Raw genomic sequence first — 26404 nt, 5'->3', positions numbered from 1 at the left:
CGGAACCCTGGGCATTGCAGTCGCCGGCCTTTACCGACGGCGACCCCGGGGGCAGCGAGACAGCGACCACGACGGCGGCAACGGCGGCGATGCCGGATATCCCGAGCCACCACTTGTGCGTCAACGCGGTGTTCGCGAGGGCGCGTAGCCGGCCAGGGCTTCCAATGTCGACCATCGTGTTGCAGTCCTCGGTCGTGCGACGGGTGGGGCCAAACCGTAAGGCCGTCGCACCGGGCATGTCGGACAACGAGTCCGAACGCTACTTTTTGGTGATGTCGCCCGACCAGACCGGGCGGACCTCGACCAGGCCGAGGGATGCTTCCGGGATGCGCGCCGCCCATTCCAGGGCACGCTCCTCCGAGTCGCAGTCGACCAGGTAGAAGCCCGCCAGGTGCTCCTTCGACTCCGCGAACGGGCCGTCGCTCGGCAGGCCCAGTGACGCCAGCGCGGCGGGCTGTGCCGGCAGGCGGGTGCCGGTCGACGGGTCGGCCAGGCGTTCCGAGAGCAGCAACTCCCCGGCGGCGGCCATAGCCTCGCGGAGGGCCAGGTGTTCGGTCATGCCGGCCGCCCGCTGCTCGTCCGTGAAGCCCGCCCAGATGGCGCGTGACTGCGGGTTTCCGTACACCATGATCAGATATTTCATGCCCCTCAGTGTCGCGCGCTTCACCATGATCGGGAGCAGACTGGGGCGGTGAGCGGAGAAGCGTTTCGGGCGGCGCGGGACTATCTCCTCGACGTCGCAGACGACTACGACCGGGCGTTCGCGGAGTTTCGGTGGCCCGACCTGGCCGCGTTCAACTGGGCGCTGGACTGGTTCGACCCGATGGCACAGGGCAACGACGCGCCGGCCTTGTGGATCGTCGAGGAGGACGGGTCCGAGGCCAAGCGGTCGTTCCGCGAGCTGGCCGAGCGCTCCAACCAGGTGGCCAACTGGCTGCGCGACGAGGTCGGTGTCGGCCGCGGCGACCGGGTCATCGTCATGCTCGGCAACCAGGTCGAGCTCTGGGAGACGATCTTGGCCTGCGCCAAGCTCGGCGCGGTGATCATCCCGGCGACGCCGCTGTTGGGGCCGGCTGATCTGCGGGACCGGCTGGACCGGGGCGACGCCCGGCACGTCATCACGACCGCCGCGTCGACGGGCAAGCTGGCGGAGGTCGCGGGTGATTACAGCCGGATCGCGGTGGGCACTTCCGTCGATGGTTGGCTCGATTACGCGGCGAGTGCCGACGCCGGCGTGTTGTTCACCCCGTCCGGGCCTACCCGCGCGACCGATCCTCTGCTCCTTTACTTCACCTCCGGCACGACCGCGCTGCCGAAGTTGGTGGAGCACACGCACGCGTCGTACCCCGTGGGTCATCTTTCGACCATGTACTGGATCGGCCTGCGGCCCGGCGACGTCCACCTCAACATCTCGTCCCCGGGGTGGGCCAAGCACGCGTGGAGCAACGTGTTCGCACCGTGGAACGCGCAGGCGTGCGTGTTCCTCTACAACTACAGCCGGTTCGACGCGGGCGCGCTGATGGCGCAGATGTCCCGCTGCGGCGTCACGACCTTCTGCGCGCCGCCGACCGTCTGGCGCATGCTCGTGCAGGCCGACCTGCGCACGCTGCGCACCCCGCCGCGGGAGGCGGTGGCCGCGGGCGAACCCCTCAACCCGGAGATCATCGAGCAGGTACGCCGGGCGTGGGGACTGACCATTCGCGACGGCTTCGGACAGACCGAGACGACGGTGCAGATCGCCAACACGCCCGGGCAGAAGGTGAAGCCGGGTTCGATGGGTCGGCCATTGCCCGGGTACGCGGTGGCGCTCGTCGACCCGTCCACCGGCCGGCCCGGCGACGACGGTGAGATCTGTCTGGACCTTGGCGACCGGCCGCTGGGGCTGATGGTCGGCTATCAGGGCGACCCGGAGCGCAATGCCGAGGCGATGGCCGGAGGCTACTACCACACGGGAGACGTCGGCTCGCGCGACTCCGACGGATACATCACCTATGTCGGGCGGATAGACGACGTGTTCAAGGCGTCGGACTACCGGATCTCGCCGTTCGAGCTCGAGAGTGTCCTGATCGAGCATCCGGCGGTGGCCGAGGCGGCGGTGGTGCCCTCGCCGGACCCGGTGCGCCTCGCCGTGCCGAAGGCGTTCGTGGTGCTCGCGTCCGGCTGGGAGCCCGACGCCACGACGGCGGCCGCCATCTTCGCGCACTGCCGGGAACATTTGGCGCCGTTCAAGCGCGTGCGGCGCCTCGAGTTCGCCGCGCTGCCCAAGACGCTGTCGGGCAAGATCCGCCGGGTCGAACTGCGGACCAACGACCATGACGCGTACGCGGCCGGCGGCCGCCCGGCGACGGAGTTCCGCGAGGAGGACACCCGGACGACTTGACCGTTTTAAGCTAAATGCCCGGTCCCTGGACCGCCCGAAGGCCTGGGCCGCCCGAAGGGGACCTCGCATGCACGCGTTCCTGGCCCGCCTCGGGCGCACCTGCGCCCGCCACCATTGGATCGTCATCGCCGCCTGGCTGGTGCTGGTGGTCGGGCTGGTGGTGGGCAACAACCGGTGGGGTGGCACCTACAACAACAACTACACGGTGCCGGGTAGTCAGTCCGACAAGGGCACGCAGATCATCGCGTCCGAGTTCCCGGGCCAGAGCACGTTCGTGGGTCAACTCGTCTTCCACTCACCGCCGGGCACGACGGTGCTGCAGCAGGAAGGCGCGGTCAACCAGGCGGTCGCCAACACCACGAAGCTGACGCACGTCATCAGCGCGACGAGCCCGTTCGCCACGAACCCGCAGACGGTGTCGCCGGACGGCACGATCGCGTACGCCAACGTCAACTTCGACATCTCCACGGACACGCTTGGCGCGGACTACCTGGCCCAGCTCAACCAGGCCGTGGCATCGGCCCGGGCGGCCGGCCTGACGGTCGAGTACGGCGCCGCCGCCGGCCAGATCGACCGCAGCACCAACGACCTGGGCTCGGAGATCGTCGGCATCGTGGTCGCGTTCGTGCTGCTCTTCCTGATGTTCTTCTCGGTGGTCGCGGCCCTGATCCCGCTCGTGTCCGCGGTCTTCTCGGTCCTCAGCGCCCTCTCGATCATCGGCCTCCTGGCCGCAGTGGTCACGTTCCCGACCACGGGCCCGACGCTGGCGACGCTGTTGGGCCTGGGCGTGGCGATCGACTACGGCCTGTTCCAGGTGGCCCGGCACCGCGAGCACCTGGCGGACACGGACGACTACGTCGGCGCGGCGTCCAGCGCCAACACGCACTCGGGCATGGCCGTCCTGGTCGCCGGTACGACGGTGATCATCGCGATGCTCGGCCTCTACATCGCGGGGTTGCCCTTCATCAGCGCGCTCGGGGTTTCGGCGGCGCTAGGCGTGGCGACGACGATGATCGCGGCGTTGACGCTGATCCCGGCGTTCCTGGGCCTGTCGGGGCGGACCATCCGCGCGATGCGCTTCCGCCGCCGGCGCGCGGGCAGTGGTGCCGACGGCACGACCGTTCCGCCGGCGCCGCCGCAACCACGGCGGCAGGCGGCGCCTGGCGGTGGAGGTGCGAGCGGCCCAGGGGCGAGCCCGGCTCCCGGCGGCCCAGGAATGACCGAGCCGGGTCTGCGCGGCTCGGGAGCGGGACCGAGTTCGAGCGGGTCAGGAACAGGCCGGGGACGCAGCGACTCGGGAACAACCCCGGGCCTGAGCTCGAGCGGCCCCGGAACGGGGCCGGGACTCGGCGGCTCAGGAGCAAACGCCGCCTCGCGGGCGCCCGGGGGCGCGGGTGGCCGCCCGGGTGAGTCTGGAACCCCTGGTGGGGCGCGGACCGATTCCGTTGTTCATCCCGCGCACGAGCGTGGGGCGTTCGCGCGGTGGGGCCGGTATGTCAGCCGGCAACCCTGGCCCTGGGCGATCGGTGCCGTCGCCGCGCTGCTGGTGATCACCATCCCGTTGATCTGGATCAGCTTCGGGCAGCTCGGGCCCGGCACCGATCCGACGAGTTACAGCGACCGCCGGGCGTACGACCTGATCGCACAAGGTTTCGGTCCCGGCACCAACGGGCCGTTGACCGTGGTCGTCGAGGTTCCACCCGGCACCAACGCCGAGACCCTGCTCACCAGCACCCAGCTCACCCTCGAACAGCAGCCCGGCGTGGCCTCGGTGACGCAGCCGCTGGTCAACCCGGGGGGCACCGCCGCGATCCTCAACGTCATCCCGACCACCGGGCCCTCGGACCAGGCGACCACCGACCTGCTGCACCGGCTCCGCGACGACGTGCTGCCGACCGTGCCGGCGACCACCTTCGTCACCGGAACGACGGCCGGCTACGACGACTTCACCGCACGCACCGTCGAGCGGCTGCCGTGGCTGATCCTCGCTGTGGTGGTCCTGTCGCTGCTGCTGTTGACGACCGCTTTCCGCTCGCTGGCGATCGGCATCCAGGCCGCCGTGTTCAACCTCCTCTCGGTAGGCGCCGCCTACGGCGTGATCGTCGCCGTCTTCCAGTGGGGCTGGGGCGCGTCGCTGATCGGGGTGGACATGGGCCTGTCCATCCCGGCGTACGTCCCAATGATCATGTTCGCCGTCGTCTTCGGGCTGTCGATGGACTACGAGGTCTTCCTGATGTCACGCGTACACGAGGCCTACCTGCACACCCACGACACCCGCCGCAGCGTCGCACTCGGCATCGGCGGCACCGCCCGGGTGATCACCACGGCCGCACTGATCATGATCGTGGTATTCATCAGCTTCGTCGCCGACCCGGACCCGACGATCAAAATGCTCGCGGTCGGCATGGCGGCATCGGTGCTGCTGGACGCCAGCATCGTCCGGATGATCCTGGTGCCGGCAATCCTCTCGATCCTCGATGACCGCTCCTGGTGGATCCCGCGCTGGCTCGACCGCCTCCTCCCCCGCCTCGACATCGAGGGCGCCCCACCGCCGAAACCCCAACTCGAGGGAGCACGGCGATGACACCCGGCGGGTCCGCAAGACGACCGGGCCCAACCGCGACGACATCGCGCACAGACGCGCGGCCACCCGGCGGCATTGCGCCACCCGAGGTCGCGACAACGCCGCGCGCCGCAACGATAGAGCGCGGCACCGCCATCGCTCGAAACCGCGCCGCGGTTGAGCCGAGCCACGCCATGACAAGGCCGCATGCCAACCCGACCAAGCCCGCCGTCGCAACGCCACCTGCTACCAGCAGGACGCTGGCAGGCCGCACCGCGGCAAAACTGCATGGCGCCACGCTAAATCCCAACACCGCGTTGAGACCCGTCAGCGCCGCGAGGCGCCGGCACGGCGCGCTTGGCGGCACCGCAGGAGGCCCTGTGGCGCGGCGTGAGCCGCCGGGGCCCGGCTGGCCGCCGGTGATCGAGCCCATACCGGCGCCGAGGGGCGAGATCCCCACCAGCCCGAGCCACACCGGAACAAAGCCCTGCGCTACCGCACCGACCCGTGGCCACACCGCCACAAAGCCACGCGGCACCGCACCGACCCGTGGCCACACCGCCACAAAGCCACGCGGCACCGCACCGGCCCCTGGCCACACCGCCACAAAGCCACGCGGCACCGCACCGACCCGTGGCCACACCGCGACAAGGCCATGCGGCACGGCGCCGGCCCCTGGCCACACCGCCACAAAGCCACGCGGCACCGCACCGGCCCGTGGCCGCACCGCGACGAAGCCACACGCCGGCGTGATCAGCCCGGCGGGACCGCGGTGAGCCCCGCGGCGCGGCGTAAGCCGCCTGGGCTCGGTTGGCCGCCGGTGATCGAGCCCATGCTGGCCGTGCCGGGTGAGATCCCCACCAACCCCGGCTGGGCCTACGAGTTCAAGTGGGACGGCGTTCGCACCGTCGCCTACACCGACGGGCGCGGCGGTATCCGGCTGCGGTCCCGCAACGACCTCGACGTCACCGCGAGCTACCCCGAACTAGGCGTGGTCGCCGACCTGGTCGGCCGCCGGAGAGTCGTGCTCGACGGTGAGATCGTCACCTTCGACAAGCGCGGCGTCTCGTCGTTCTCGTCGCTGCAGCGCCGCATGCACGTGGTCAGCCCCAGCCCGGCGCTGATCGCCGCCACCCCGGTCGTATACGGCGTCTTCGACGTGCTCTTCCTCGACGAGCCGCTGACCGCGCGCCCGTGGCACGAGCGCCGCGCCGTGCTCGACGGGCTTGGCATCGACGAGCAGCCCGTGCTGGTCGCGCCCTACTTCGAGACCGACCCCGACGCCGTGATGGCCACCGCGCGCGAGCGCGGCATGGAAGGCGTGGTCTCCAAGCGTGTCGACGGCACCTATCACCCCGGACGGCGTTCGCCCGTCTGGCTCAAGACTCCCTTCATCCAGACCACCGAGGTGGTCGTCGTCGGCTGGAAACCCGGCGCCGGGCGGCGCGCGGGCACGATCGGCTCGCTCGTGCTGGGCGCCTATGACGACCAGGACAAGCTCGCCTATTGCGGTGGAGTCGGCACCGGATTCACGGACGACATGCTCGGCGAGCTGCTCGCCCTGTTGGGCCCGCTGGAGACCGACCGCTCACCGCTGGCATATGAGATCCCCACGGCGGACCGGCGCGGGGTGCGCTGGGTGCGCCCTAAGGTGGTGGGCGAGGTCGTCTTCCGGTCAGTGACCCCGGAGGGAAGACTGCGCCACCCGTCGTGGCGCGGCCTGCGCCCAGACCGCCGCCCCCGCGAGGCCCGCCTCCCGCACCCCTGAACCCACTGCCCGGCACAATCACCCCGTGTTCCATAGGGACATGAGTACCAGGGACCTCCGACAAAAATCCGTGCGGCGAAAGGCAAGCAGGGCGAGCCGGCTTGACCCTCGACAAAGTCGAGGCCCCAGGGTGACGGATGTGGAGAGCGACATGCGGAGCATCGGCGACACGGCCCGGGCCAGCGGCCTGAGCGTGAGCGCGCTGCGGTTCTACGACCGCGCCGGCGTGCTCGTGCCCGCGCTGGTCGACCCGGAGAACGGCTACCGCTGGTACGACGACCGTCAGGTCCGTCAGGCCCGCCTGGTCGCCGGCCTGCGCCGGGTCGGCATGCCGGTCGCCGAGATCGCCGCGGTGCTCAAGTCGGAGACGGCAGCCGCGCACCGGCTGCTCGACCAGCATCTGCACCGCCTCGAGGCCGGCCTCACCGACGCCCGCCGCGAGCTCTCCCGCGTACACGCCCTTCTCGACACGCAGGAGATCCCGATGACCACCGTCACCCTGACCAGCGCAGTGCTGGCCGCCGCGTTCGACAGCGTCCGGTTCGCCGCCAGCACCAACCCGGACCTGCCCATGCTCGCCGGCGTCCTGCTCGACGTCGAACCCGGCGCGATCACCCTCGTGGCCACCGACCGCTACCGCATGGCGATCCACCGCGAGCCCGCCACCGTCGACGGCCCGGCCACCCGGCACATCGCCCCATTGCCCTGGATCGACCAGGTCCGCGAACACGCCGCGCGACAAACCGAAACCATCACGATCCACCTCACCGCGACCACGGTCGAGGCAAAAGGCACCGATTGGGCGATCAAGGACGAGCCGCTGGCGTACGACTTCCCCGACTACCGCCGAGTCGTCGCCGAAGGCACCGCCGGCGGCAGCCCCCACCGCACCCCGATCGACGCCGCGACACTGCGGCAGGCCGTCAACGAGTCCCCCCGGGTGATCCGCCAGCACGACGGCATCGACCACGAGCTGGCCGTCCTGGCCATCGCCGACGGCCAGAAGATCGACCTGGTCGGCGAGGCCGAATGGCAGAACGGCGCCGACGAGCACGTGGCGGTCAACCGCGAGTTCCTGCTCCAGGCCCTCACGGCGGGCGGCGACGGCCAGCTGGTGCTCGAGCTGGACGGCCCGATCCGCCCGCTGGCCATCCGCCGCCCAACGGACGACCGCACGTACTCCCTGATCATGCCCGTGAAGCTTTAAACGGCGCGCTCCCGGGCCGGTGCCTGCTGCAGGATCGCGGCCGGCAGCTGTGGACCGGCCGGGAGCGCCACCGGCTCCTTGGCCCGCGCGACCAGCTCCACCACCGTCCGGCTGAGCTGCTGCGCCGACTGCGACATCGACTCGTTGGCGGTCACGATCGCGGTCACGACCTCGGCCCGCTTCGCCTGTCCATATCGGACGGCCTCCTCGATCCCACGGGCCTGCGCGTCGATCGACTCGGCCACCTCGAGGATGGTCTCCGGGCGGATCGTCGGCGTCTGGATGGTCCGCGCGATCTGCGGCACCGCGGTCTTCGACGCCCGGGCGTACGCCGAAAGCACGTCGTTGGCCCCGTCCGCCACCGCCTGCTGCATGTCCGCCGCCTGGTTGGCCTGCAACAGCAGCGCCCACTGGGCGATGGTCAGCTTCATCGTCGGAATGGTCAGGTTCATCAGCAGCGCCAGCCGCTGCCCGAGGCCATAGTTGAGCGTCCGGATGTTGCGCACCTGCGGCGACGTCGACCACGCGACGAACAGCCGCTGCTGGAACTCGTTGATCCGCACCTCGATGGCCTGGATGAACTCCGTGATCCGCGAGAGCTCCTCCTCCTTGTCCCGCGCGTCCGGCGCGCCCGGCACGACGACGACGGCATTCGCGGCAACAACAGCCTCGTCCCGCACCAGCTCCATCACCGCGATCGCGCCGATCAACTGGGCGATCGCCGCCTCGTTGGCCTTGTAGAGCTCGTCGCAGAGCACCACGTTGCGCTTGAGCTGGAGCTGCTTGTCGGAAAGCTGCCCGGCCACCCGGTCGAGCTGCTGCTCCACCGTCCGCGCCTCTTCGAAGAGCATCTCCAGCAGGTCGCGCCCCTTGCGGAACAGGCCGCGCACCGCGTCCATGAACTTGTCGAACGTCTCGCGCACCCGCGGGTCGCTCGGGTCGTACTTGCGCCGGAAGTTGCGCATCCGGTCGTTGAGCTCGTGCATGATCGACGTCAGCTCCGGGATGTTGACCCGCCCGACCTCCCGGAAGATCCGGTTGACCTGGGTGTTGACCTGGTCGATCGCGGTGTTGCCGAACGTCGCGAGCTGATCGGTGTTGGCGAGCATCGCCGGGAAGAGCTGCCGGGCCGCCGCGGTGGCCTGCTCGCGCTGCGCCGGCGTGAGCAGCTCGACGCAGACGAGCTGCCGCGGCTGGCCGCTCACCAGTGCGTTCGAGACCGCCGCGTCCGCCGGGCCGGACGGCAACGCGGCCGGCCCGCCGACGATGCTGCCGAAGTCGATCTGCAGTCCGTCAGACATGATCAAAAACCTTTCGATGGCGTACGCAATGACTCAGGCGCATTTCGTGGCGTCCTGGAGACAAGCGAGCAGGGCGAGGGTGACGTCGGCGTTCGGGGGTGGGGTGACCCGCACCTGGTCGGCCAGCGGCAGGTCCGGGAAGTCACCCACGTCGGCGAGTCCGACCTGGACAGCCGACCGGAACCCGTAGGTCTGCCACGCCAGCGCCTGGATCTCGGGATCTTTCATCGCGTCGATGAACCGGCCCGCGCCGGCGTCGAGAGCCAGGATCGGGTGGTCACTGTAGATGGTCGGCTCCGGATAGAGGATCCGGATGTCCCGCAGCAACGCCGACCGGTCGTCGCCGGCCAGCGCGGCCTGCTGGATCAGCTGGTTCTCGTATCCCGCGTACAACGGCGCCTTGAACTCGCCACCCTGGGTCAGCCATTCGCGGAACCCGTTGTCGGACGTGCGCGCCTGCAGCCCCTGCGCGTCGTAGAGCGCCCGCATAGCCGGCAACGCCCTGCGGGCCTGTGCCAGTGACGGCGCGGCAAACGCGTCCGAAGTGGACAGAATAGTGAGCTGGAGCTGCGCCATCGTCAAGCCGCTGTTGGACTTCGCCGGGTCAGTGCTGCCGATCGTCACCGGCCCGCGCAGGTCGGCAGCGCCCAGCGACTGCCAGGTGCTCTTGCCCAGCACGTGGTCGACCAGCAGCGACTTGACGTCGACCAGGTAGTAGCGGTCCGCCCGCTTCTCGACCAGCTTGGCCTTCACCAACGCGTCGGTGCCGCGCGGCCCGGCGTAGATGACCTCCGGCGACTGCAGCACGTTCTCGGCCCGGTAGTCCGGGAACTGGGACGCGTGCGTGGTCTCGAAGACGTTCTGCGCGCTGGCGCTCGACGGCCACAGGCAGTCGACCGCCCGCTGACGCAGCTCGTCGGTCGAGAGCCGCACCTGGTCGTACGACCCCAGCGGCGTGAACCGCACGGTCAACCCGTACCGGTCAGCGAGGATCGCCCGCACCTGCGCGTCGGCCATCAGCTCCGACTTCTCCGAGCCGCCGACACAGTTGAGCGTCAACGACTCGCTGCCGGCCGCCGCGGGCCGGGTCAGCCGGTTCACCACGAACGCGCCACCGACCAGCACGGCCAGGACGGCGACCAGCCCGACCAGGAAGCGAGGGCTCGGCAGTCTCACGGTTGTCCCCCAGTCAGCTCCGGAAGCTCCGGCGGTGCGACGGTTTCGAGGTTTGCCTGGTACTGCGCGATGTCACCCTGGTTGACCAGGCGCACACTGTCCAAGGTGAACTCCGCGAAGCGTTGGAACGCCTGCTCTCCGCTGCGGGCCAGCGCCACCGGATCGCGGTACAGGCCGGGTTTCGCCTGGATGTCCAGGTACTGGATCAGCACACCCTCCAGACTCGACAGATGACCGTTGAGCTGGCTGGCCGTGGAATAGAGGCTGTTGGGTGCCGTGCGCCGGACCCGGTCGAACAGCTCGGTCACGTGATCGGCGGCCTGGTCGAGGGACGCCCGAGCCGCCGGGTTCGACACCGAGCGCGCCGACGCACGGATCCGCTTCACCCGGCCCAGCGCCTCGGTCACCCGGGACCGCGCCTCCGCGGCGTAGTCGTCGTTGTCCACCTGGCGCCGCGACCGGTCGTCGAGCATCAGATAGGTGCCCACCGCGGCGACGAAGGCCAGCAACGGTGGCCACAACAGGCTGCGGGTCAGCAGGAACGCGACCACGAACACCGCGACGGCGGCCAGCAGCCCGACCGGGGCGGCGAACCGGTGCCTCACTTGTAACCCGCCGCTTGGCGCAGCGCGGTCACCAGGTCGTCCTGCTGGACGAAGGAACCGCCGGTGGCGTCGGCGACCTCCCGCAACTGCGTCGGGTCGGTCTCGCTGCCGAACGCGATCGCGATCACGGGCGCGCCGGCACCGCGCACCGCGGCAAGCGCGGACGAGGTGTCGACCCGGTCGGAGATCCCGTCGGTCATCAGCACCACGAGCCGCTTGCGCCCGTCCGCCGGCCGCGCGTTCAACTCGGCACCGGCCCGCGCGAGGCAGCCGTACATGTTGGTGCCGCCACCCGGGTCGTACGCGATCACGTCGTCACTCAGCCCGCGCATCTCGGCCGGGTCGTTGCCGTCGACCGTCCAGGGGCCGTCCGCGAGGGCGTCGTTGAAGATCGTCACGGTGGTGCGGTCCTCGGGGTGGGTCTGCAGGAAGTTGAGCGCCGCCTGGTCCTGCAGGAAGATCTGCCGCCCGGCCTCCTCGACGCCGTTCCAGCCGTTGTTCTCGCCCATCGACCCGCTGCCGTCGAGGCAGTAGTAGACGTCGACCGGCCGCCGGTAGTGGGTCTGGTAGCGGTCCAGCGCGGCCTTGATCACCGGCGCCGCTGGGTACGAGATCGGCTGCTCCTTCAGCGTGGCCTGGATGCCCCAGGCCGGGTTGAAGACGGCCGGATCGGCGTTCGCCAGCGCGAGGCCGACCCCGGTCACCGGGCGGCGACCGAACCCGCGCAGCTTGGCCTGCGCGTCCGGGTCCTTGAGCAGGTAGTCCTGCAGCTCACCGAGCGCCTGCCGCTTGCCGGCGTCGCTGCCCGCGCCGTGCGGGAAGAACCCGAGCGGCGCGTCGCTGATCGCCAGGGCGCCCTCGGGATAGGTGGCCACCAGCGGCTCCTTGCCCTGCGCCACCAACTCCTGGTTCTTCTCGATGACCAGGTCCTCGTACGTGAACATGGTCTTGCAGGCGTCCGGCCGGGCCACGCACTCGTTCATCAGCGTGCCGCTGGACGGCGGCGTGGCGTCCATGGCCCGGATGAACCGGGTGATCCCGGCGTCGACCGGCTTCGAGTCGAGCTGTGCCTGTGTCAGCGCCTGCCCCGGGCCGTTGCCGGCGAAGTGGTTGAGGAAGCCGAAGAGCACGGTCGCGCCGGAGTTGGACTGGGTCGGGTTGGTGACCCAGACCTTCGTGCGGCCGGACTCGACGGTGTCCAGGATCTGCTGGATCGGCACGCTCGCCTTGCCCGCGAAGCCCAGGCGCTCCATCTCGGACTTCCAGCCGGCGAACACGATCGGTGTCAGGAACATCGGCTCGACGTCCTGCAGCACGTTGCCCGCGTCGCCGACCTGGAGGAAGACGCTGCTGGCGAACCAGTAGGCGTCGTAGTCGCGGCTGCCGGAGGCGAGCAGACGGGCCTGGTCGACGGAGCCCTTGAGGGCGAAGGTGCAGTGGAGTTCACGCGCCGTACACCAGGGTTTCACCACGGCGTCGATGATCTTTTCCTGCTCGGAGCCGGCCACGAACGAGAGCGACTTCGCGTCGTCCACGTAGCGCTGTTCCTCGCTGCCACCCTGCTGGCCACCGTCACACGCGGCGACCAGCAACAACACGGCCACGCCGACGGCGGCCGCCACACGCCGACCCCAGGCCGGCGCGTTCTGGTGATGGTTGTTCACGACCCCGTGGTAGCAGGGGCCCGCCAGTGGTTTTCAGATCGCGAGGGACGCGCTGGCCACCGGATACACCTCGAGTTCGAGCTGTTTGGCCGGGCGCGACTCGGCGAGCAACGGCGAAGGCTCGCCGACGTGGAAGCCCTGCGCGAAGTCGACGCCGTAGACGCGGAGCAGGTCGATCGTGGCGTCGTCCTGCACACACTCGGCTGCCGTCAGGATGCCCAGGCTGGCGCACATCTGCACGAGCCCCTGCACGACCGCCTGCTTGGCCGCGGAGTGCGCGATGCCGGCGATGAAGCTCCCGTCGATCTTGACCAGGTCGACCGGCAGTTTCGTCAGGAACCCGAGTGGCGTGTTCCCGGTGCCGAAGTCGTCGAGCGCGACCTGGCAGCCCAGCTCCCGGACGCCGTCGGCGAACCGGCGGGCGACCGTCAGGTTTCCGATGGCGGCGGTCTCGGTGATCTCGATGGTGAGCCTGGTCGGGTCCACGCCGTACCGCTCGATCGCGTCCGTGAGGGCGCCGAGCAGTGCGTCACCGAGCGAACGGCCAGAGACGTTGATCTGGAAGTGCGAGGTCTGCCGGCGCTCGCCGATCAAGCGCAGCGCGCGGTCGAGCACCCACTTGTCGACCGCCAGGATCTCGTCGACGTGCTCTGCGAGCTCCAGGAACGTGGTGGGCAGCGTCGGCCGGCCGGCCTCGTCGAGCACCCGCAGGAGGATCTCGTGCCGGGTCGTCCGGTTGAGCTCCAGGTCGCGCAACGGCTGCGCGTACAGGATGAACCGGCGCTGGTCGACCGCGCTGCGGATGCCGTTCCGGCACATCTCCCGCCGCTCGTCGGCGGACGGCGGCTGGCGGAGCACGTGCAGCGGCCGGTCCTCGTGCTTGGCCCGCCGCCACGCCCCGTCGGCGTCGACCAGGAGGTCCATGCTGTCGACCGGCAGCCGGTAGTCGTAGCGCACCAGACCGCCGAACGCGTCGATCCGCGGGCAGTCGGCCATGTAGCGGGCTTGCCGCAGGCTGCTGATCACCTCTTCGGCCCGCCGCGTCGCCGTCTCGAACGTCGTGTAGGGCAGCAGCACGCCGAACTCGTGCCGGCCGAGTGCACCGCACGGCAGCGCGTCGAACGCCTCGCGGAGCAGCCGCGCGGTGGCGGCGCTGAGTCGATGGTCCCGCCCGGACTCCACATCGGACGAGCGACTGATGTACGGAGACGCGGAAATCACCAGCAGCGTGCCGGTGCCGGTGCGCAGCGCGCGACCAACCTCGTCGGCGAAGGCCTTGCGCGTCAACAGCCCGGTCACCTGGTCCACCTCGACCACGCTCTGCTGGACGCTCGCCGCGCGCAGGGCGCGCCGCCCGGTCTCCTCGCGGTCCTTGTGCGCCGCGGTGACGTCGTGGCCGGTGGCGATGATCCCCGTGGTGCGACCGCGCCCGTCGGTGGTGACCTCGACCAGGAACTCCACGTAGCCGGTCGAGCCGTCGCCGCGGATGATCCGGCAGACGACGTCGGCCGCGGACTGCCGGCGCCAGACGTCGTGAACGGCCCGCCGCACCCGGCCCCGGTCCGTGGCGTGGACGAGCCGGAACAGCCCCGCCAGCGACGCGCGGGAGTCGGTCGGCGCCCGATCGAAGATCCGCGCCATCTCGTCGGTCCAGGTCACCCACCGCGCGCCGGTGGCCCAGGTGATCGTCCCGCGCCGGCGCAGATCCGCCGCCCGCCGGATGCGCTGTGCCTCGTCGAGGTCGGCCAGGAGCGGGTCGTGCAGGTCGACGTCGGTGAGGATCTCCCTGCCCTCGTCGAGCCGCCGGCGCCGGTCGTCGGCGATCCGCCGCATCGCGCGCCGGGCGCGCGCCCGTTCCAACGGGTTGGGCACTGCGGTCCGGGCGAGCGCGACCAGTTCATCGAGGTCCATCCGGCGCCCCTTCGCTGAGCTGCTCGCGGAACATCCGCCGCACCGTGGCCTTGTAGGTCGCCACGGTCTTCTCGCCCAACCCGAGCTGCAGGGCGATCTGCTGGTCCGTGTCGCCCTCCAGCATCAGCGCGAACACGGCCCGGTGCTGGGCGGGCAGCAGCCGCGCGGTGTGCAGCACCAACCGCTCGACCTCGTGCGCGGTCCGCGGCTCGACCACGTCGTCCGCCACGTTCTCCAGCGGCACCGTGTCCTTCCACTTCTGGCGGTCGTGCAGGGTCTGCAGCTTGTACCAGGCCACCTTGCGGACCCAGTAGAGCGGCTTCTCGTGCCGGGACACGGTCTCCCACTTGTCCAGGGCCACGATCAGCGCCTCGTGCAGCGCGTCCTCGGCGAGGTGCGGGTCGAAGCACTGCCGCTGGAGGAACCGCTCGAGCGCGGTGTAGTTCTCGCTCAGGAACTGCTCGAACGACCGGTCGGTCGTGCGCCGCCGTGCACCGTCGTCCCCCGGCGGCAGCGCCAAGGCCACGCTCATGCCGCCACCCCCGGTCGGCACACATCGCTGAAGATCATTTCCGCCCCTCCGCCACCGTCGCTCCGCATATAACTCCGGCGACGCAACTCTGCGTAAGAACTTTCAGGCCAGGTATTTTCTGGCCGATCGCCGCGCAGAGCGATGAGGTGCGGATATTCACGGACATAAAATTAGTCAGCTTTCGGATTCATTCACAGAACGTGTTCGCACCTTGACTTCTCGTGCGTCAGAGGCCACGGGCCAAGCGGTGGTACGCGGCCGTCCACCGCAGTTCCTGGACGAACCGGCGCACGGTCGTCTGACCGTCCACCATGGCCAGCTCAGTCCCCGTCATCTCGGCCAGGTCGTGCAACTCCGCGGCGCCGAGCGCCTGGGTCAGGGCCGTGTGGTGCGGGCCGCCGGCGGTCAGCCACGCCTCGGCGGCGGTCAGCAGGTCCGGGCGCGGCGTCCAGATCGCGCGCGCCACCGGCAGCTTGGGCAGGGGGTGGTCCGCGGGCACCACGTCGACCTCGTTGGCCACCAGGCGGAAGCGCTCACCCAGGTCGGCCAGGCCGACCACGACCGCGGGGCCGGGCGCGGCGTCGAAGACCAGGCGGACCGGATCCTCGCGGCCGCCGATCGACAGCGGGTGGATCTCGGCGCGCGGGGTTTCCCCTGCGATCGACGGGCAGATCTCCAGCATGTGCGCGCCCAGCGTACGTTCCTGGCCGGGCGTCAGGTCGTACGTGTAGTCCTCCATGAACGAGGTGCCGCCGGGCAGGCCGGCCGACATGGCCTTGAACGTGCGCACCAGCACCGCGGTCTTCCAGTCGCCCTCGCCGCCGAAGCCGTAGCCGTCGGCCATCAGCCGCTGCACGGCGAGCCCGGGAAGTTGCCGCAACCGGCCCAGGTCCTCGAAGTTCGTCGTGAAGGCCCGGAAGCCGCCCGCCGTCAGGAACGCGCGCAGGCCCAGCTCGATGCGGCCTGCGTAGCGCAGCGACTCGTGCCGGGCACCGCCGGGCCGCAGCGCCGGCGCCAACCGGTAGACCTGGTCGTACTCGGCGACCAGCTTGTCCACATCGGAATCCGAAGCGGCGTCGACCGCGGACGCCAGCTCCGTCACGCCGTAGGTGTTGACCGAAACCCCGAAGTGCCGCTGCGCCTCGACCTTGTCGCCCTCGGTGACGGCCACGTCGCGCATGTTGTCGCCGAACCGGGCGAGCCGCAGCGACCGCAGCTCGGCCCGGCCCAGCGCCGCCCGCGTCCAGCCGCCGATCCGGGCCGTCACCCGTGGGTCGCTGACGTGCCCGGCCACCGTCTTGCGCGCCACACCGAGGCGGGTCTGCACGTAGCCGAACTCGCGGTCGCCGTGTGCCGCCTGGTTGAGGTTCATGAAGTCCATGTCGATGTCGGCCCAGGGCAGGGCCACATTGGACTGTGTGTGCAGGTGCAGCAGCGGCAGGTCGAGCGCGTCCAGCCCGGCGATCCACATCTTGGCGGGTGAGAACGTGTGCATCCAGGCGATCACGCCGACCACGCCCTCGGTGCTGGCCGCGGCCCGGCAGCACCGCAGGATGGCCTCCGACGAGGTGAGCACCGGCTGCCACTCGACCGTGGCCGGCACGTCGGCGGCCGCGTCCAGCGCGGCGGCGATCTGCTGTGACTGTGCGGCGACCTGGCGCAGGGTGTCCGCGCCGTAGAGCTCCTGGCTGCCGGTGAGGAACCACAAGCGGCTCAAGTCCGTCCTCCCTGCGTCGAGCGGCGGGCGTGCAGACGGTGCAACACGTTCGAGGCACCGCGCCCGAAGTGGTCGTGCAACTCGCGGTAGTCGGCGTAGATCGGGTCGTACGCGTCGGCACGCTCGGGATCCGGCCGGTAGACGTCTGGTCCCCGGCTGCCCATCACCGCCGCGGCGGCCCGGACGTCCGGGTAGTGCCCGGCTGCCACCGCCGCGTGGATCGCCGAGCCCAGCGCCGGCCCCTGCGCCGACCCGATCACCGCGATCGGCCGGCGCAGCACGTCGGCGTACACCTGCATGACGAAGTCGTTCTTGAGGAGCCCGCCCGCGGCGACCACCTCGGTGACCGGCACACCGGCCGACTCGAACGTCTCGACGATCATCCGGGTGCCGAACGCGGTCGCCTCGACCAGCGCCCGGTACTGGTCCTCGGGCCGGGTGGCCAGCGTCTGGCCCAGGATCACGCCGGAGAGCGCGTGGTCGACCAGCACCGACCGGTTGCCGCTGTGCCAGTCGAGCGCGACCAGGCCGTGCGCGCCGACGGGCTGTGCCGCCGCCAGCTCGCTGAGATATTCGTGCAGGTCGCGCCCGCCGGCCGCGGCCACGTAGGAGGCCGGCACCGAGGTCTCCGCGAACCACGCGAAGATGTCGCCGACCCCGCTCTGGCCGGCCTCGTAGCCCCACAGCCCCGACACGATCCCGTCGGCCACCACGCCGCACATGCCTGGCACCTCCGCGAGCCCGTCGCTGGAGAGCACGTGACACGTCGAGGTGCCCATGATCGCGACGAGCTGGCCGGGCTCGACAGCGCGGGCGGCGGGTGCGGTGACGTGCGCGTCCACGTTGCCGACCGCGACCGCGATCCCCTCCGGCAGGCCGGTCAGGGCCGCCGCACGTGCGGTCAGCGAGCCCGCGCGACCACCCAACGCCGACAGTGGGTGGCGCAGCTTGTCGACGAAGCCGGCGAAGCGCGGGTCGAGCGCCGCCAGATAATCGCGCGACGGGTACGAGCCGTCCTGGTGGATCCCTTTGTAGCCGGCGGTGCAGACGTTGCGGGTCTCCGCACCGCACAGCTCCCAGACGATCCAGTCGGCCGCCTCGATCCAGCGTTCGGCACGGTCGTACAGCTCCGGGTCCTCGTCGAGCAGCTGCAGGCCCTTGGCGAACTGCCATTCCGACGAGATCCGGCCGCCGTAGCGGCGCAGCCACGGCTCGCCGCGGGCGGCGGCGACCGCGTTGATCCGGTCGGCCTGGCCCTGTGCGGCGTGGTGTTTCCAGAGCTTCGGGTACGCGTGCGGCCGGTCCGCCAACCCGTCGACCTCGCAGAGCGGCGTGCCGTCGGCGAGGGTCGGCAGCACCGTGCAGGCGGTGAAGTCGGTCCCGATGCCCACCACGTCCGAGGCCGGGACTGCGGCGACCGCGAGCGCCTTCGGCACCGCCTCGCGCAGCACGTCGCGCCAGTCCTGCGGCACCTGCAGCGCCCAGTTCGGCGGCAGCGACCGGCCGCTGGCGGGCAGGGTGCGCTCGACGGCGCCGTGCGCGTACTCGTGCACCGCGGAGCCGACCTCGGCACCGTCGGAGACCCGGACCACCACGGCCCGGCCCGAGAGCGTGCCGAAGTCGATGCCGATCACGTGCGCGGCCATGGGCCCACCCCTCAGCGGCGGCGCCGGGTCACGGCGCGCTGCAGGACGATGAAGACGAACAGGAACAGTCCGATGAAGATCTTCGTCCACCAGGAGCTCAGATCACCCTGGAACGTGATGATCGTCTGGATCAGGCCGAGCACCAGCACGCCGAGCACGGTGCCGAGCAGGTAGCCGGAGCCGCCGGTGAGCAGCGTGCCGCCGATCACCACCGCGGCGATCGCGTCGAGCTCCATGCCGGAGGCGTGCAGCCCGTACCCGGAGAGCATGTAGAAGCTGAGCAGCACGCCGCCCAGGCCCGAGCACAGCCCGCTGATCGTGTAGACGGCGATCCGGGTGCGGCCGACGCGCAGGCCCATCAGCATCGCCGACTGCGGGTTGCCGCCGACCGCGTAGACGTCGCGGCCGAACGTCGTGTAGGCCAGCACGTAGGCGGCGATCAGCACGACGACGAGCGCGACCAGCACGCTGATCGTGATGAACCAGCCGCCGACCCAGAGCTGCGCGTTGGCCACCCGCACCCAGAACGGGTCGTCGATCCCGATCGAGGTGGTGCTGATGGCATAACAGAGCCCGCGGGCGAGGAACATGCCGGCCAGCGTCGCGATGAACGGCTGCACCTCGAAGTAATGGATCATCAGACCCATCCCGAGCCCGATCGTCGCGCCCATCAGCAGCGCGACCGGCAGCACGACCGCGGCCGGCCAGCCGTTCTCCAGCAGCAGCGCGACCACCATCGTGGTCAGGGCGACCACTGCGCCGACCGACAGGTCGATGCCGCCGGTCAGGATCACGAACGTCATGCCGACCGCGACCACGAGCAGGAACGCGTTGTCGATGAAGATGTTGAGCACGATCTGGGTGTCGCTGAAGCCCGGGTAGTTGATCACGCCGAGGCCGTACATCAGGGAGATCAACACCGCGGTGGCGGTGACCGGCAGGTACTTCTGGCGCAGCGGGAACCGGCGCGGCACGGTCGGGGCCGGCAACCGCGTCTCGACCTTGGTCATGCCGACACCTCCGCGGTCGGGCGACGACGAGCGAACCGGGCGCGGAAGGCGGGCGCCTGCACGAGGCAGAGGACCACCACGACCACCGCCTTGAACAGCAGGGTGACCTCGGGCGGGATGCCGATCGTGTAGATCGTCGTGTCGAGCGTCTTGATCAGCAGCGCGCCCACCACGGTGCCGGCGATCGAGAACCGGCCGCCGAGCAGCGAAGTGCCGCCGATCACGACCGCCAGGATCGCGTCGAGCTCGATCAGCAGGCCGGCGTTGTTGCCGTCGGCGCTGGACACCGTCGAGCTGACCATCAGCCCGGCCACGCCGGCACAGACCGCGCAGGCCACGTACGCGATGATGATCAACTGTCGCGAACGGATGCCGGCCAGGCGGCTCGCGCCCGCGTTGCCGCCCACCGACTCGAGCAGCATGCCGAACGCGCTGCGCCGGGTGACCAGCGCGACGACCGCGACCAGCGCGGCCGCGATGATCACCGGCACCGGGACGGCCAGGAGAAAACCCGTCGCGATCGCCTTGTACGGCGGCGAGTTGACGTTGATGATCTGGCCGCCCGTGATGAGCTGCGCGACGCCGCGGCCGGCGATCATCAGGATCAGCGTCGCGATGATCGGCTGGATGCCGACCACGCCGACCAGGAAGCCGTTCCACAGCCCGAGGCCGGCACAGAGCAGCAGCGCCAACGCCACGGCGACCAGGACGCCGCCGACCGCGCCCTGGTCGCCGAGCTGGCTGATCTGTTGGCAGGCCAGCGCACCGGAGATCGCCACGACCGCACCGACCGACAGGTCGATGCCGCCGGTCGCGATCACCAGCGTCATGCCGAGCGCGACCAGCATCAGCGGCGCGCCCTGGCGGAGGATATCGATCAGGGCGCCGAAGAGGTGCCCGTCGCGCAGCTCGATGGCGAAGAAGCCCGGCGTGAAGGCGAGGTTCCCGACGAGGAGCAACAACAACATCGCAACCGGCCAGAACAGGCGGTGCCGGACCAGGTTGCTCATGCCGTCACTTCCCCTCGGCTCGCGGGACCCGCGCCACCTCTCCATCTGCCGGCGGGCCAGAGCAACGGCCATCGGGCCGCCCGCCCGCTCATGTCGCCCCTCCGCTCGCGATCGCGGCCATCACCCGGTCGAGGTCGAGGCCGTCGGTGTTCTCGAGCTCGGTGACCAGCCGGCGGTCGCGCAGCACCGCGACCTTGTGGCTGAGCCGCAGCACCTCCTCCAGCTCGGCCGAGATGAACAGCACCGCCATGCCACCGTCGGACAGCTCGACCACCAGGCGCTGGATCTCGGCCTTGGCCCCGACGTCGATGCCGCGGGTGGGCTCGTCGAGGATCATCAGCCGCGGCTCGGTGATCAGCCAGCGGGCCAGCAGCACCTTCTGCTGGTTGCCGCCGCTGAGGTTGCGCACCGGCAGCTCCGGATCGGCCGGCCGGATGTCGAGCGCCTTGACAAAGCGGCCGACCAGCTCGTCCTGCCGGCCGCGGGGCACCGGGCGAGCCCAGCCACGAGCCGCCTGCAGGGCGAGCACGATGTTCTCGCGGACGGTCAGCTCCTCGACCAGGCCGTCGGTGCGCCTGTTCTCGGGGCAGTAGGCAATCCCGTGCCGCATCGCCGACTGCGGCCCCCGGAACGTGACGGGCGTGCCGTCGACCGCGATCTGGCCCTGGTCGGAACGGTCCGCGCCGAACAGCAGCCGGGCGATCTCGGTGCGGCCGGAGCCGAGCAGCCCGGCGAGGCCGACCACCTCGCCCTTGTGTATGCCGAGGGAGAACGGCGCGATGGCCCCGGCGCGGCCGACGCCGTCGGCGCTGACGACCGGTGTGCCCCGCTCGAGCGCGGCGACCTCGCGACGCGGCGCCTCCTCGATGTCCTCCAGCGCCGCCAGCTCCTTGCCGATCATCGCGGCGACCAGGTCGAGCTGGCTCAGCTCGGCGGTGCGATATTCGCCGACCCGGCGGCCGTTGCGCAGCACGGTCATCCGGTCCGCGATCTCGTAGACCTGGTCGAGGAAGTGCGTCACGAACAGGATCGCGATGCCGTCGTCCTTGAGCCCGCGCATCACCCGGAAGAGCTGGTCCACTTCGGACGCATCGAGGCTCGACGTCGGCTCGTCGAGGACCAGCACCTTGGCATCGACGTCAAGGGCACGGGCGATGGCGACCAGCTGTTGTACGGCGATCGAATGCGCACCCAGGTCCGAGCCGACGTCGATGGACAGCTGCAGGCGGGCGAGCAGCTCCTCGGCCCGGCGCCGCATCGCCGACCAGCGGATCCGGCCGAACCGGGTGGGCGCCCGGCCGATCAGCACGTTCTCCGCCACGGACAGGTTGGGGCAGAGGTTGATCTCCTGGTAGACGGTGCTGATGCCGGCCTGCTGAGCCTGGTGCGGCCCGGCGAAGGCGACCGGCTCACCGCCGAGCGTGATGTCGCCCTGGTCGTGGTGGTAGGCGCCGGTGAGCACTTTGATCAGGGTCGACTTGCCCGCGCCGTTCTCGCCCATCAGGGCGTGCACCTCGCCCGGGAACAACCGCAGATCGACGCCGTCGAGCGCGACGACGCCCGGGAACCGCTTGCCGATGCCCCGCATGACGAGCACCGGCTCCCTCTCCGACATGGCCCTCTCCTGTTTTGGGAAGGGGGTGGCCCCCGAAGGGGCCACCGTCGAGCTCAGTACTTGCGGTCGGGCAGCGCCGACTTGGCCTGCTCCTGGGTGAACGTGGTCTCCTCGGTCAGCACCCGCTCGGGCACCGTCTCGCCGGCGACCACCTTCTTGGCCAGGTCCATCAGCTGTGGGCCGAGCAGCGGGCTGCACTCCACGATGAAGTTGATCTTGCCGTCGGCGAGCGCCTGCATGCCGTCCTTCACCGCGTCGACGGTCACGATCTTGATGTCGGTGCCGGGCTTCTTGCCGGCCGCCTCGATCGCCTCGATGGCGCCGAGACCCATGTCGTCGTTGTGCGCGTAGAGCAGGTCGATGTCGGGGTTGGCCCGCAGGAAGGCCTCCATGACCTCCTTGCCCTTGACCCGCGTGAAGTCGCCGGGCTGCGAGGCGAGCATCTTGAACTTCGGGTCCGAGCCGATCACCGACGCGAAGCCCTCCTTGCGGTCGATGGCCGGCGCCGCACCGGTGTTGCCCTGCAGTTCGACCATGTTGACCGGGCCGCTCGCACTGGCGAACTCCTGCTTGACCCACTCGCCGGCCTTTTGGCCCTCCACCACGAAGTCGGAGCCGATAAACGTCTTGTAGAGCGTCTTGTCGGGTGAGTCGACGGCCCGGTCGGTCAGGATCACCGGGATGCCGGCGTCCTTGGCCTCCTTGAGAACGGTGTCCCAGCCGGACTCGACCACCGGCGAGAAGGCGATGATGTCGACCTTCTGCGAGATGAAGCTGCGGATGGCCTTGATCTGGTTTTCCTGCTTCTGCTGCGCGTCGGAGAACTGGAGCTTGATCCCGGCCGCCTCGGCGGACTCCTGGATGGACTTGGTGTTGGCCGTGCGCCAGCCGCTCTCGGCACCGACCTGGGAGAAGCCCATGACGATCTGGCCGTCGTCTTTGCCGGCCCCGGACCCCGTCCCGCTGCCGCCACCCCGTTCCTGGCCACCACAAGCGGCCAGCGCGGCAGCGACGAGCACGCCACCGAGCACAACCGCGGACACCTTTCTGAGCACGGCTTTCCTCCTCACGTACGTCGATGGCTCGCGTGTTGCGAGAATGTTAGCGCTCTCATAATCGACGTCAATAGCTCCGAAAGAACGATTGTTAGCGTTCACAGCCGCGTTATGATCGACAAGGCGGGTAGAGTGTCGGCCGAGGAGTTGCCATGGATCAGCCGTCTCCGCCACGACCGGCGGTGATGATCGACGTCGCCCGACTGGCCGGCGTCTCGCACCAGACCGTCTCGCGCGTGCTCAACGGCCACCCGAGCGTTCGCAGCGAGACCCGGGAACGCGTGCTGACCGCCGTCCGTCAGCTCAACTACCGCCCCAACGCGCTCGCCCGCGGTCTGGCCGGGCGCCGATCGCGGGTGCTGGGCGTCGTCAGCTTCGACACCATCCTCTATGGACCGGCCGCCACCCTGCTCGGCGTCGAGCGGGCGGCCCGGGCCGCGGGCTACGGCGTGAGCATCGTGACGCTCGAGCAACTCGACCACGACGGCGTCGGCGACGCGCTGAGCGCGCTGGCCGAGCAGTCGGTGGCCGGCGTCGTCATCATCGCGCCGTTCACCAACACGGCCGCCGCCCTGCGCTCACTGCCGACCGGCATTCCCGCGGTGGTCGTCGAGGCCGGCACCAGCGGCGCGCTGCCGGCCATCTCGGTCGACCAGGTCGCGGGCGCCCGCCTGGCGGTGCAACACCTGCTCACGCTCGGCCACGCGACGGTGTGGCACGTGCGCGGCCCGCAGAACTGGCGCGAGGCCCGCGATCGCGAGTCGGCCTGGCGGTCCACACTAGAAGAGGCCGGTGCGACCGTGCCACCGGCGATCGACGGCGACTGGAGCGCGCGGTCAGGCTACGAAGCCGGCCTGCGGCTCGCCGGCGACCCTCGCGTGACGGCGGTGTTCTGCGCCAACGACCAGCAGGCGTTGGGTCTGCTGCGGGCGTTCCACGAGCGCGGGGTGCGCGTGCCCGACGACGTGAGCGTGGTCGGTTTCGACGACATCCCCGAGGCCGAGTTCATGTCACCGCCGCTGACCACGATCCGGCAGGACTTCGACGAGGTCGGCCGCCGCTGCCTGGGCATGCTGCTCGACCTCCTCGACGCCCCGCCCGACCTGCTGGGCGAGGCCTATCCCCGCGTCGCGCCGGCCCTGGTCGCCCGCGCGAGCACCGGACCGGCCAGGTCCTAGAGGCGGATGTCGCCGATCTCGACGCTCCAGAGCAGGTCCGTGAGGTGCTCCAGCGCCCGGGCCAGATAGCGCCGGTAGGTGCTCAACGGCAGGTCGAGGACCTGTGCGGCGGCTTCCTGCGTGGGCGCCGGTCGCAGGTACGTGCGATGCAGGACCGCCTGGAGCCGGTCGCCCTTGGGCTCGTCGCCGAGGCGGGCGACGGCGGTCTCGATCGTGGCGCGCAGTCGGGCCGCCGTCGGCCCGGTGGCGGTCGAAGCCAGCATCGAGCCGAGCAGCGGGCTGGCGGCGAGTTGGTCCGGACGGTGCAGCACCGGCAGCGCCGATTTGACGGCCGCGGCGAACCGGTCGCGGTCCAACGGCGGCGGGCGCAGCAGCGCGGCCGGCGGTGGTCCGGTCTCACCTGAGTGCCCGCGCTCCCGCATCAGCTCGAGCCAGACGTCGACCGGCAGGCGTCGCCAGTCGATGCCGAAGGCGACGTGCCGCCGGCCCTCGACGTCCACCTCGACCAGGGGTGCGAGTGCCGAGTGGTCGAATCGCGGCCCCCAGAACTCGGGGTCGACGGTGACGGCGAACGTCCAGGCGAGCGGGCGGGTCAGCCACTCCAGCACGCTCGACACCGGCGCGACGAGCACGGCGTACGGGTCGCGTTGGTAGTCGTCGGCGCCGCCGACGAGCCGGACGACGTTGACCAGCTCGCCCGGCCGGGTGGGACCGTGCCGGGCGACGTGCTCCCGGACGGCCCGGACCACCGGGTCCCGCTCCTCCAGCCCGGAACCGCTGGGCAGGAACAGGTGCAGGGCGAACCCGGCCACGCCGGCGCGGCCGCGTACCACGTAGAGGTGTTCGGGCTGATCCTCGAGCCAGGCACCGGCGAGCTCGGCGCTCGCGGGTCCTTCGAACCGCTCGACGATCCCCAGCACCTGGTCGTGGTCGTCGGCCCGGGCCGGAACGACCGCGGCCGAACCCACCGCCCGCAACGCCGCGAACGCGCTGGCATAAGGGCTGTTGCGCATCAGGAAGAGCAGCTGCTGGCCGTGCTGTTGCTGGTCGGGCCCGGTGGTGCCGCGCAGGCCGGCCACGGTGTAGGCGTGGATCGTGCGGTGGTGCGTGTGGTAGCGCTGCGGCATCCGGCGCTCGAACTCCGCGTCGAGCACGTCGCGCGCCAGGTCGTGGGCGAACAGCCCGCGCGGGCCGCGGGTGACGAACGGCCGTCCGGCCAGCCACCGCCACACCTCGGGTGCGTCGGCGCCGATCATGTGTGCCAGCAGGTCCTCGGTGGTCAGCCAGGCGATCGCGCAGGTCGCGAGGCCGGTCAGGTGGGCGTCGCTGGGCACGTCGGCCAGGAACGACTCCAACAGCACCGAGACGAGGTCGGGCGCGTCGGCGAGGGCGTCGGGCACCTTGCCGGCGGCCGCGAGGTCGGCCAGCAACGCGATGGTCAGCGGATGCCCGCGGCCGAGCCGGACGAGATGCGACCGCACGGCCGGGGCGACGCCGGAGTGGGCCAGGACTTCGTCGCTCTCCGCCGCGTCGAAATGGTCGAGCGCGTGCACGCCGACGAGCTGCCGCCAGCCGGCGTCGGCCCGCCAGGGCGGTGCCGGCGGCTCGCGACCGGCAAGCACGACGACGGTGTCGGCGCGCAGGCCCGGCACGAACGCGCCGCGGATCCAGTCGTCGATGGGCGCGAGCTCCTCGTAGCCGTCGACCAGCAGCACGGCGCCCGCGAGGTCCCGGGGGCCGATCGCCGCCGTCAGCCCCTCCGGTGACGGGTCGACCTCACGACCGTCGACCTCCACCACCGCGCGGCCGGCGGCCCGGGCCCGGGCGCGCAACTCGGCCAGCAGCGTTGTCTTGCCGATGCCACCCTGGCCGTGCACGAAGAGCACCCGCCGCGCCGTGCGCCCGGCGAGGCAGTCGTCGAAGCTGGCCACCTCGCGGCGGCGCCCGACGAAGCGGTCGCGCCGCGCCGCGTCCAGCAGCTCGCCAAGGCTCAGGGTCACGGCCTCACTGTCCGCCGCGGGGCGTCCTTTGAACAGCGGTTGGCCACAATCTGACGTGGTGGGTGA

19 protein-coding genes are annotated in these 26404 nt (G+C 70.7%); 5 read left to right on the top strand and 14 right to left on the bottom strand.

What is annotated here, in order from left to right; all coding sequences use genetic code 11:
* Positions 1-259 precede the first annotated feature (259 nt).
* Complete coding sequence (locus Air01nite_RS31040) at positions 260-643, bottom strand: YciI family protein (protein ID WP_203706895.1); 384 nt, start codon at positions 641-643, stop codon at positions 260-262.
* A gap of 48 nt (positions 644-691) precedes the next feature.
* On the opposite strand from Air01nite_RS31040, the gene Air01nite_RS31035 reads away from it, so the two are divergent.
* From Air01nite_RS31035 to Air01nite_RS31020, 4 genes are all read left to right on the top strand, one after another.
* On the top strand, positions 692-2380 hold the full coding sequence (locus Air01nite_RS31035) for an AMP-binding protein (RefSeq protein ID WP_203706894.1): 1689 nt from the start codon (positions 692-694) through the stop codon (positions 2378-2380).
* A gap of 67 nt (positions 2381-2447) precedes the next feature.
* Complete coding sequence (locus Air01nite_RS31030) at positions 2448-4964, top strand: MMPL family transporter (protein WP_203706893.1); 2517 nt, start codon at positions 2448-2450, stop codon at positions 4962-4964.
* Between the two features lie 799 nt (positions 4965-5763).
* Positions 5764-6711, top strand: a complete 948-nt coding sequence (gene ligD, locus Air01nite_RS31025; protein ID WP_239091089.1) for a non-homologous end-joining DNA ligase — start codon at positions 5764-5766, stop codon at positions 6709-6711.
* A 151-nt stretch (positions 6712-6862) separates the two neighbouring features.
* Positions 6863-7918 (top strand): DNA polymerase III subunit beta family protein, encoded by a 1056-nt coding sequence (locus tag Air01nite_RS31020; RefSeq protein ID WP_203706892.1) that lies wholly within the window; start codon positions 6863-6865, stop codon positions 7916-7918.
* On the opposite strand, the gene Air01nite_RS31015 is transcribed toward Air01nite_RS31020, so the two are convergent.
* The 12 genes from Air01nite_RS31015 to Air01nite_RS30960 form a co-directional block, all read right to left on the bottom strand.
* On the bottom strand, positions 7915-9219 hold the full coding sequence (locus tag Air01nite_RS31015; protein WP_203706891.1) for a toxic anion resistance protein: 1305 nt from the start codon (positions 9217-9219) through the stop codon (positions 7915-7917). The genes Air01nite_RS31020 and Air01nite_RS31015 overlap by 4 nt on opposite strands.
* A gap of 33 nt (positions 9220-9252) precedes the next feature.
* A complete protein-coding gene (locus tag Air01nite_RS31010; protein ID WP_203706890.1) occupies positions 9253-10395 on the bottom strand; it encodes a hypothetical protein in 1143 nt (380 codons plus the stop codon).
* On the bottom strand, positions 10392-11000 hold the full coding sequence (locus Air01nite_RS31005) for a hypothetical protein (RefSeq protein ID WP_203706889.1): 609 nt from the start codon (positions 10998-11000) through the stop codon (positions 10392-10394). The genes Air01nite_RS31010 and Air01nite_RS31005 overlap by 4 nt, the downstream gene beginning before the upstream one ends.
* A complete protein-coding gene (locus Air01nite_RS31000) occupies positions 10997-12664 on the bottom strand; it encodes a vWA domain-containing protein (RefSeq protein WP_239091088.1) in 1668 nt (555 codons plus the stop codon). The genes Air01nite_RS31005 and Air01nite_RS31000 overlap by 4 nt, the downstream gene beginning before the upstream one ends.
* A gap of 33 nt (positions 12665-12697) precedes the next feature.
* Positions 12698-14575: an EAL domain-containing protein gene (locus Air01nite_RS30995; RefSeq protein WP_203706888.1), complete on the bottom strand. Its 1878-nt coding sequence runs from the start codon at positions 14573-14575 to the stop codon at positions 12698-12700.
* A complete protein-coding gene (locus Air01nite_RS30990; RefSeq protein WP_203706887.1) occupies positions 14562-15107 on the bottom strand; it encodes an RNA polymerase sigma factor in 546 nt (181 codons plus the stop codon). Before Air01nite_RS30990 ends, Air01nite_RS30995 begins: the two co-directional genes overlap by 14 nt.
* 226 nt (positions 15108-15333) lie before the next feature.
* On the bottom strand, positions 15334-16824 hold the full coding sequence (gene araA, locus Air01nite_RS30985; protein ID WP_203706886.1) for an L-arabinose isomerase: 1491 nt from the start codon (positions 16822-16824) through the stop codon (positions 15334-15336).
* Entirely contained in the window at positions 16821-18470 is a 1650-nt protein-coding gene (gene araB, locus Air01nite_RS30980) for a ribulokinase (RefSeq protein WP_203706885.1), read from the bottom strand. Before araB ends, araA begins: the two co-directional genes overlap by 4 nt.
* Positions 18471-18481: 11 nt before the next feature.
* Positions 18482-19480, bottom strand: coding sequence for a galactofuranose ABC transporter, permease protein YjfF (gene yjfF, locus Air01nite_RS30975; protein ID WP_203706884.1), 999 nt, complete (start codon positions 19478-19480; stop codon positions 18482-18484).
* Entirely contained in the window at positions 19477-20490 is a 1014-nt protein-coding gene (locus tag Air01nite_RS30970; protein WP_203706883.1) for an ABC transporter permease, read from the bottom strand. Before Air01nite_RS30970 ends, yjfF begins: the two co-directional genes overlap by 4 nt.
* A gap of 88 nt (positions 20491-20578) precedes the next feature.
* Positions 20579-22105 (bottom strand): sugar ABC transporter ATP-binding protein, encoded by a 1527-nt coding sequence (locus tag Air01nite_RS30965; RefSeq protein ID WP_203706882.1) that lies wholly within the window; start codon positions 22103-22105, stop codon positions 20579-20581.
* A 53-nt stretch (positions 22106-22158) separates the two neighbouring features.
* Positions 22159-23160 (bottom strand): ABC transporter substrate-binding protein, encoded by a 1002-nt coding sequence (locus Air01nite_RS30960; RefSeq protein ID WP_203706881.1) that lies wholly within the window; start codon positions 23158-23160, stop codon positions 22159-22161.
* Between the two features lie 152 nt (positions 23161-23312).
* On the opposite strand from Air01nite_RS30960, the gene Air01nite_RS30955 reads away from it, so the two are divergent.
* On the top strand, positions 23313-24338 hold the full coding sequence (locus Air01nite_RS30955) for a LacI family DNA-binding transcriptional regulator (RefSeq protein WP_203706880.1): 1026 nt from the start codon (positions 23313-23315) through the stop codon (positions 24336-24338).
* On the opposite strand, the gene Air01nite_RS30950 is transcribed toward Air01nite_RS30955, so the two are convergent.
* Entirely contained in the window at positions 24335-26338 is a 2004-nt protein-coding gene (locus Air01nite_RS30950) for an AAA family ATPase (RefSeq protein WP_203706879.1), read from the bottom strand. The two genes, Air01nite_RS30955 and Air01nite_RS30950, sit on opposite strands and share 4 nt — an antisense overlap.
* Positions 26339-26404 lie beyond the last annotated feature (66 nt).

It is taken from the genome of Asanoa iriomotensis (assembly GCF_016862515.1).
Taxonomy (GTDB): Bacteria; Actinomycetota; Actinomycetes; order Mycobacteriales; family Micromonosporaceae; genus Asanoa; species Asanoa iriomotensis.
Note: the sequence above shows the minus strand (reverse complement) of the source record. Positions and strands in the feature narration are given on the sequence as shown.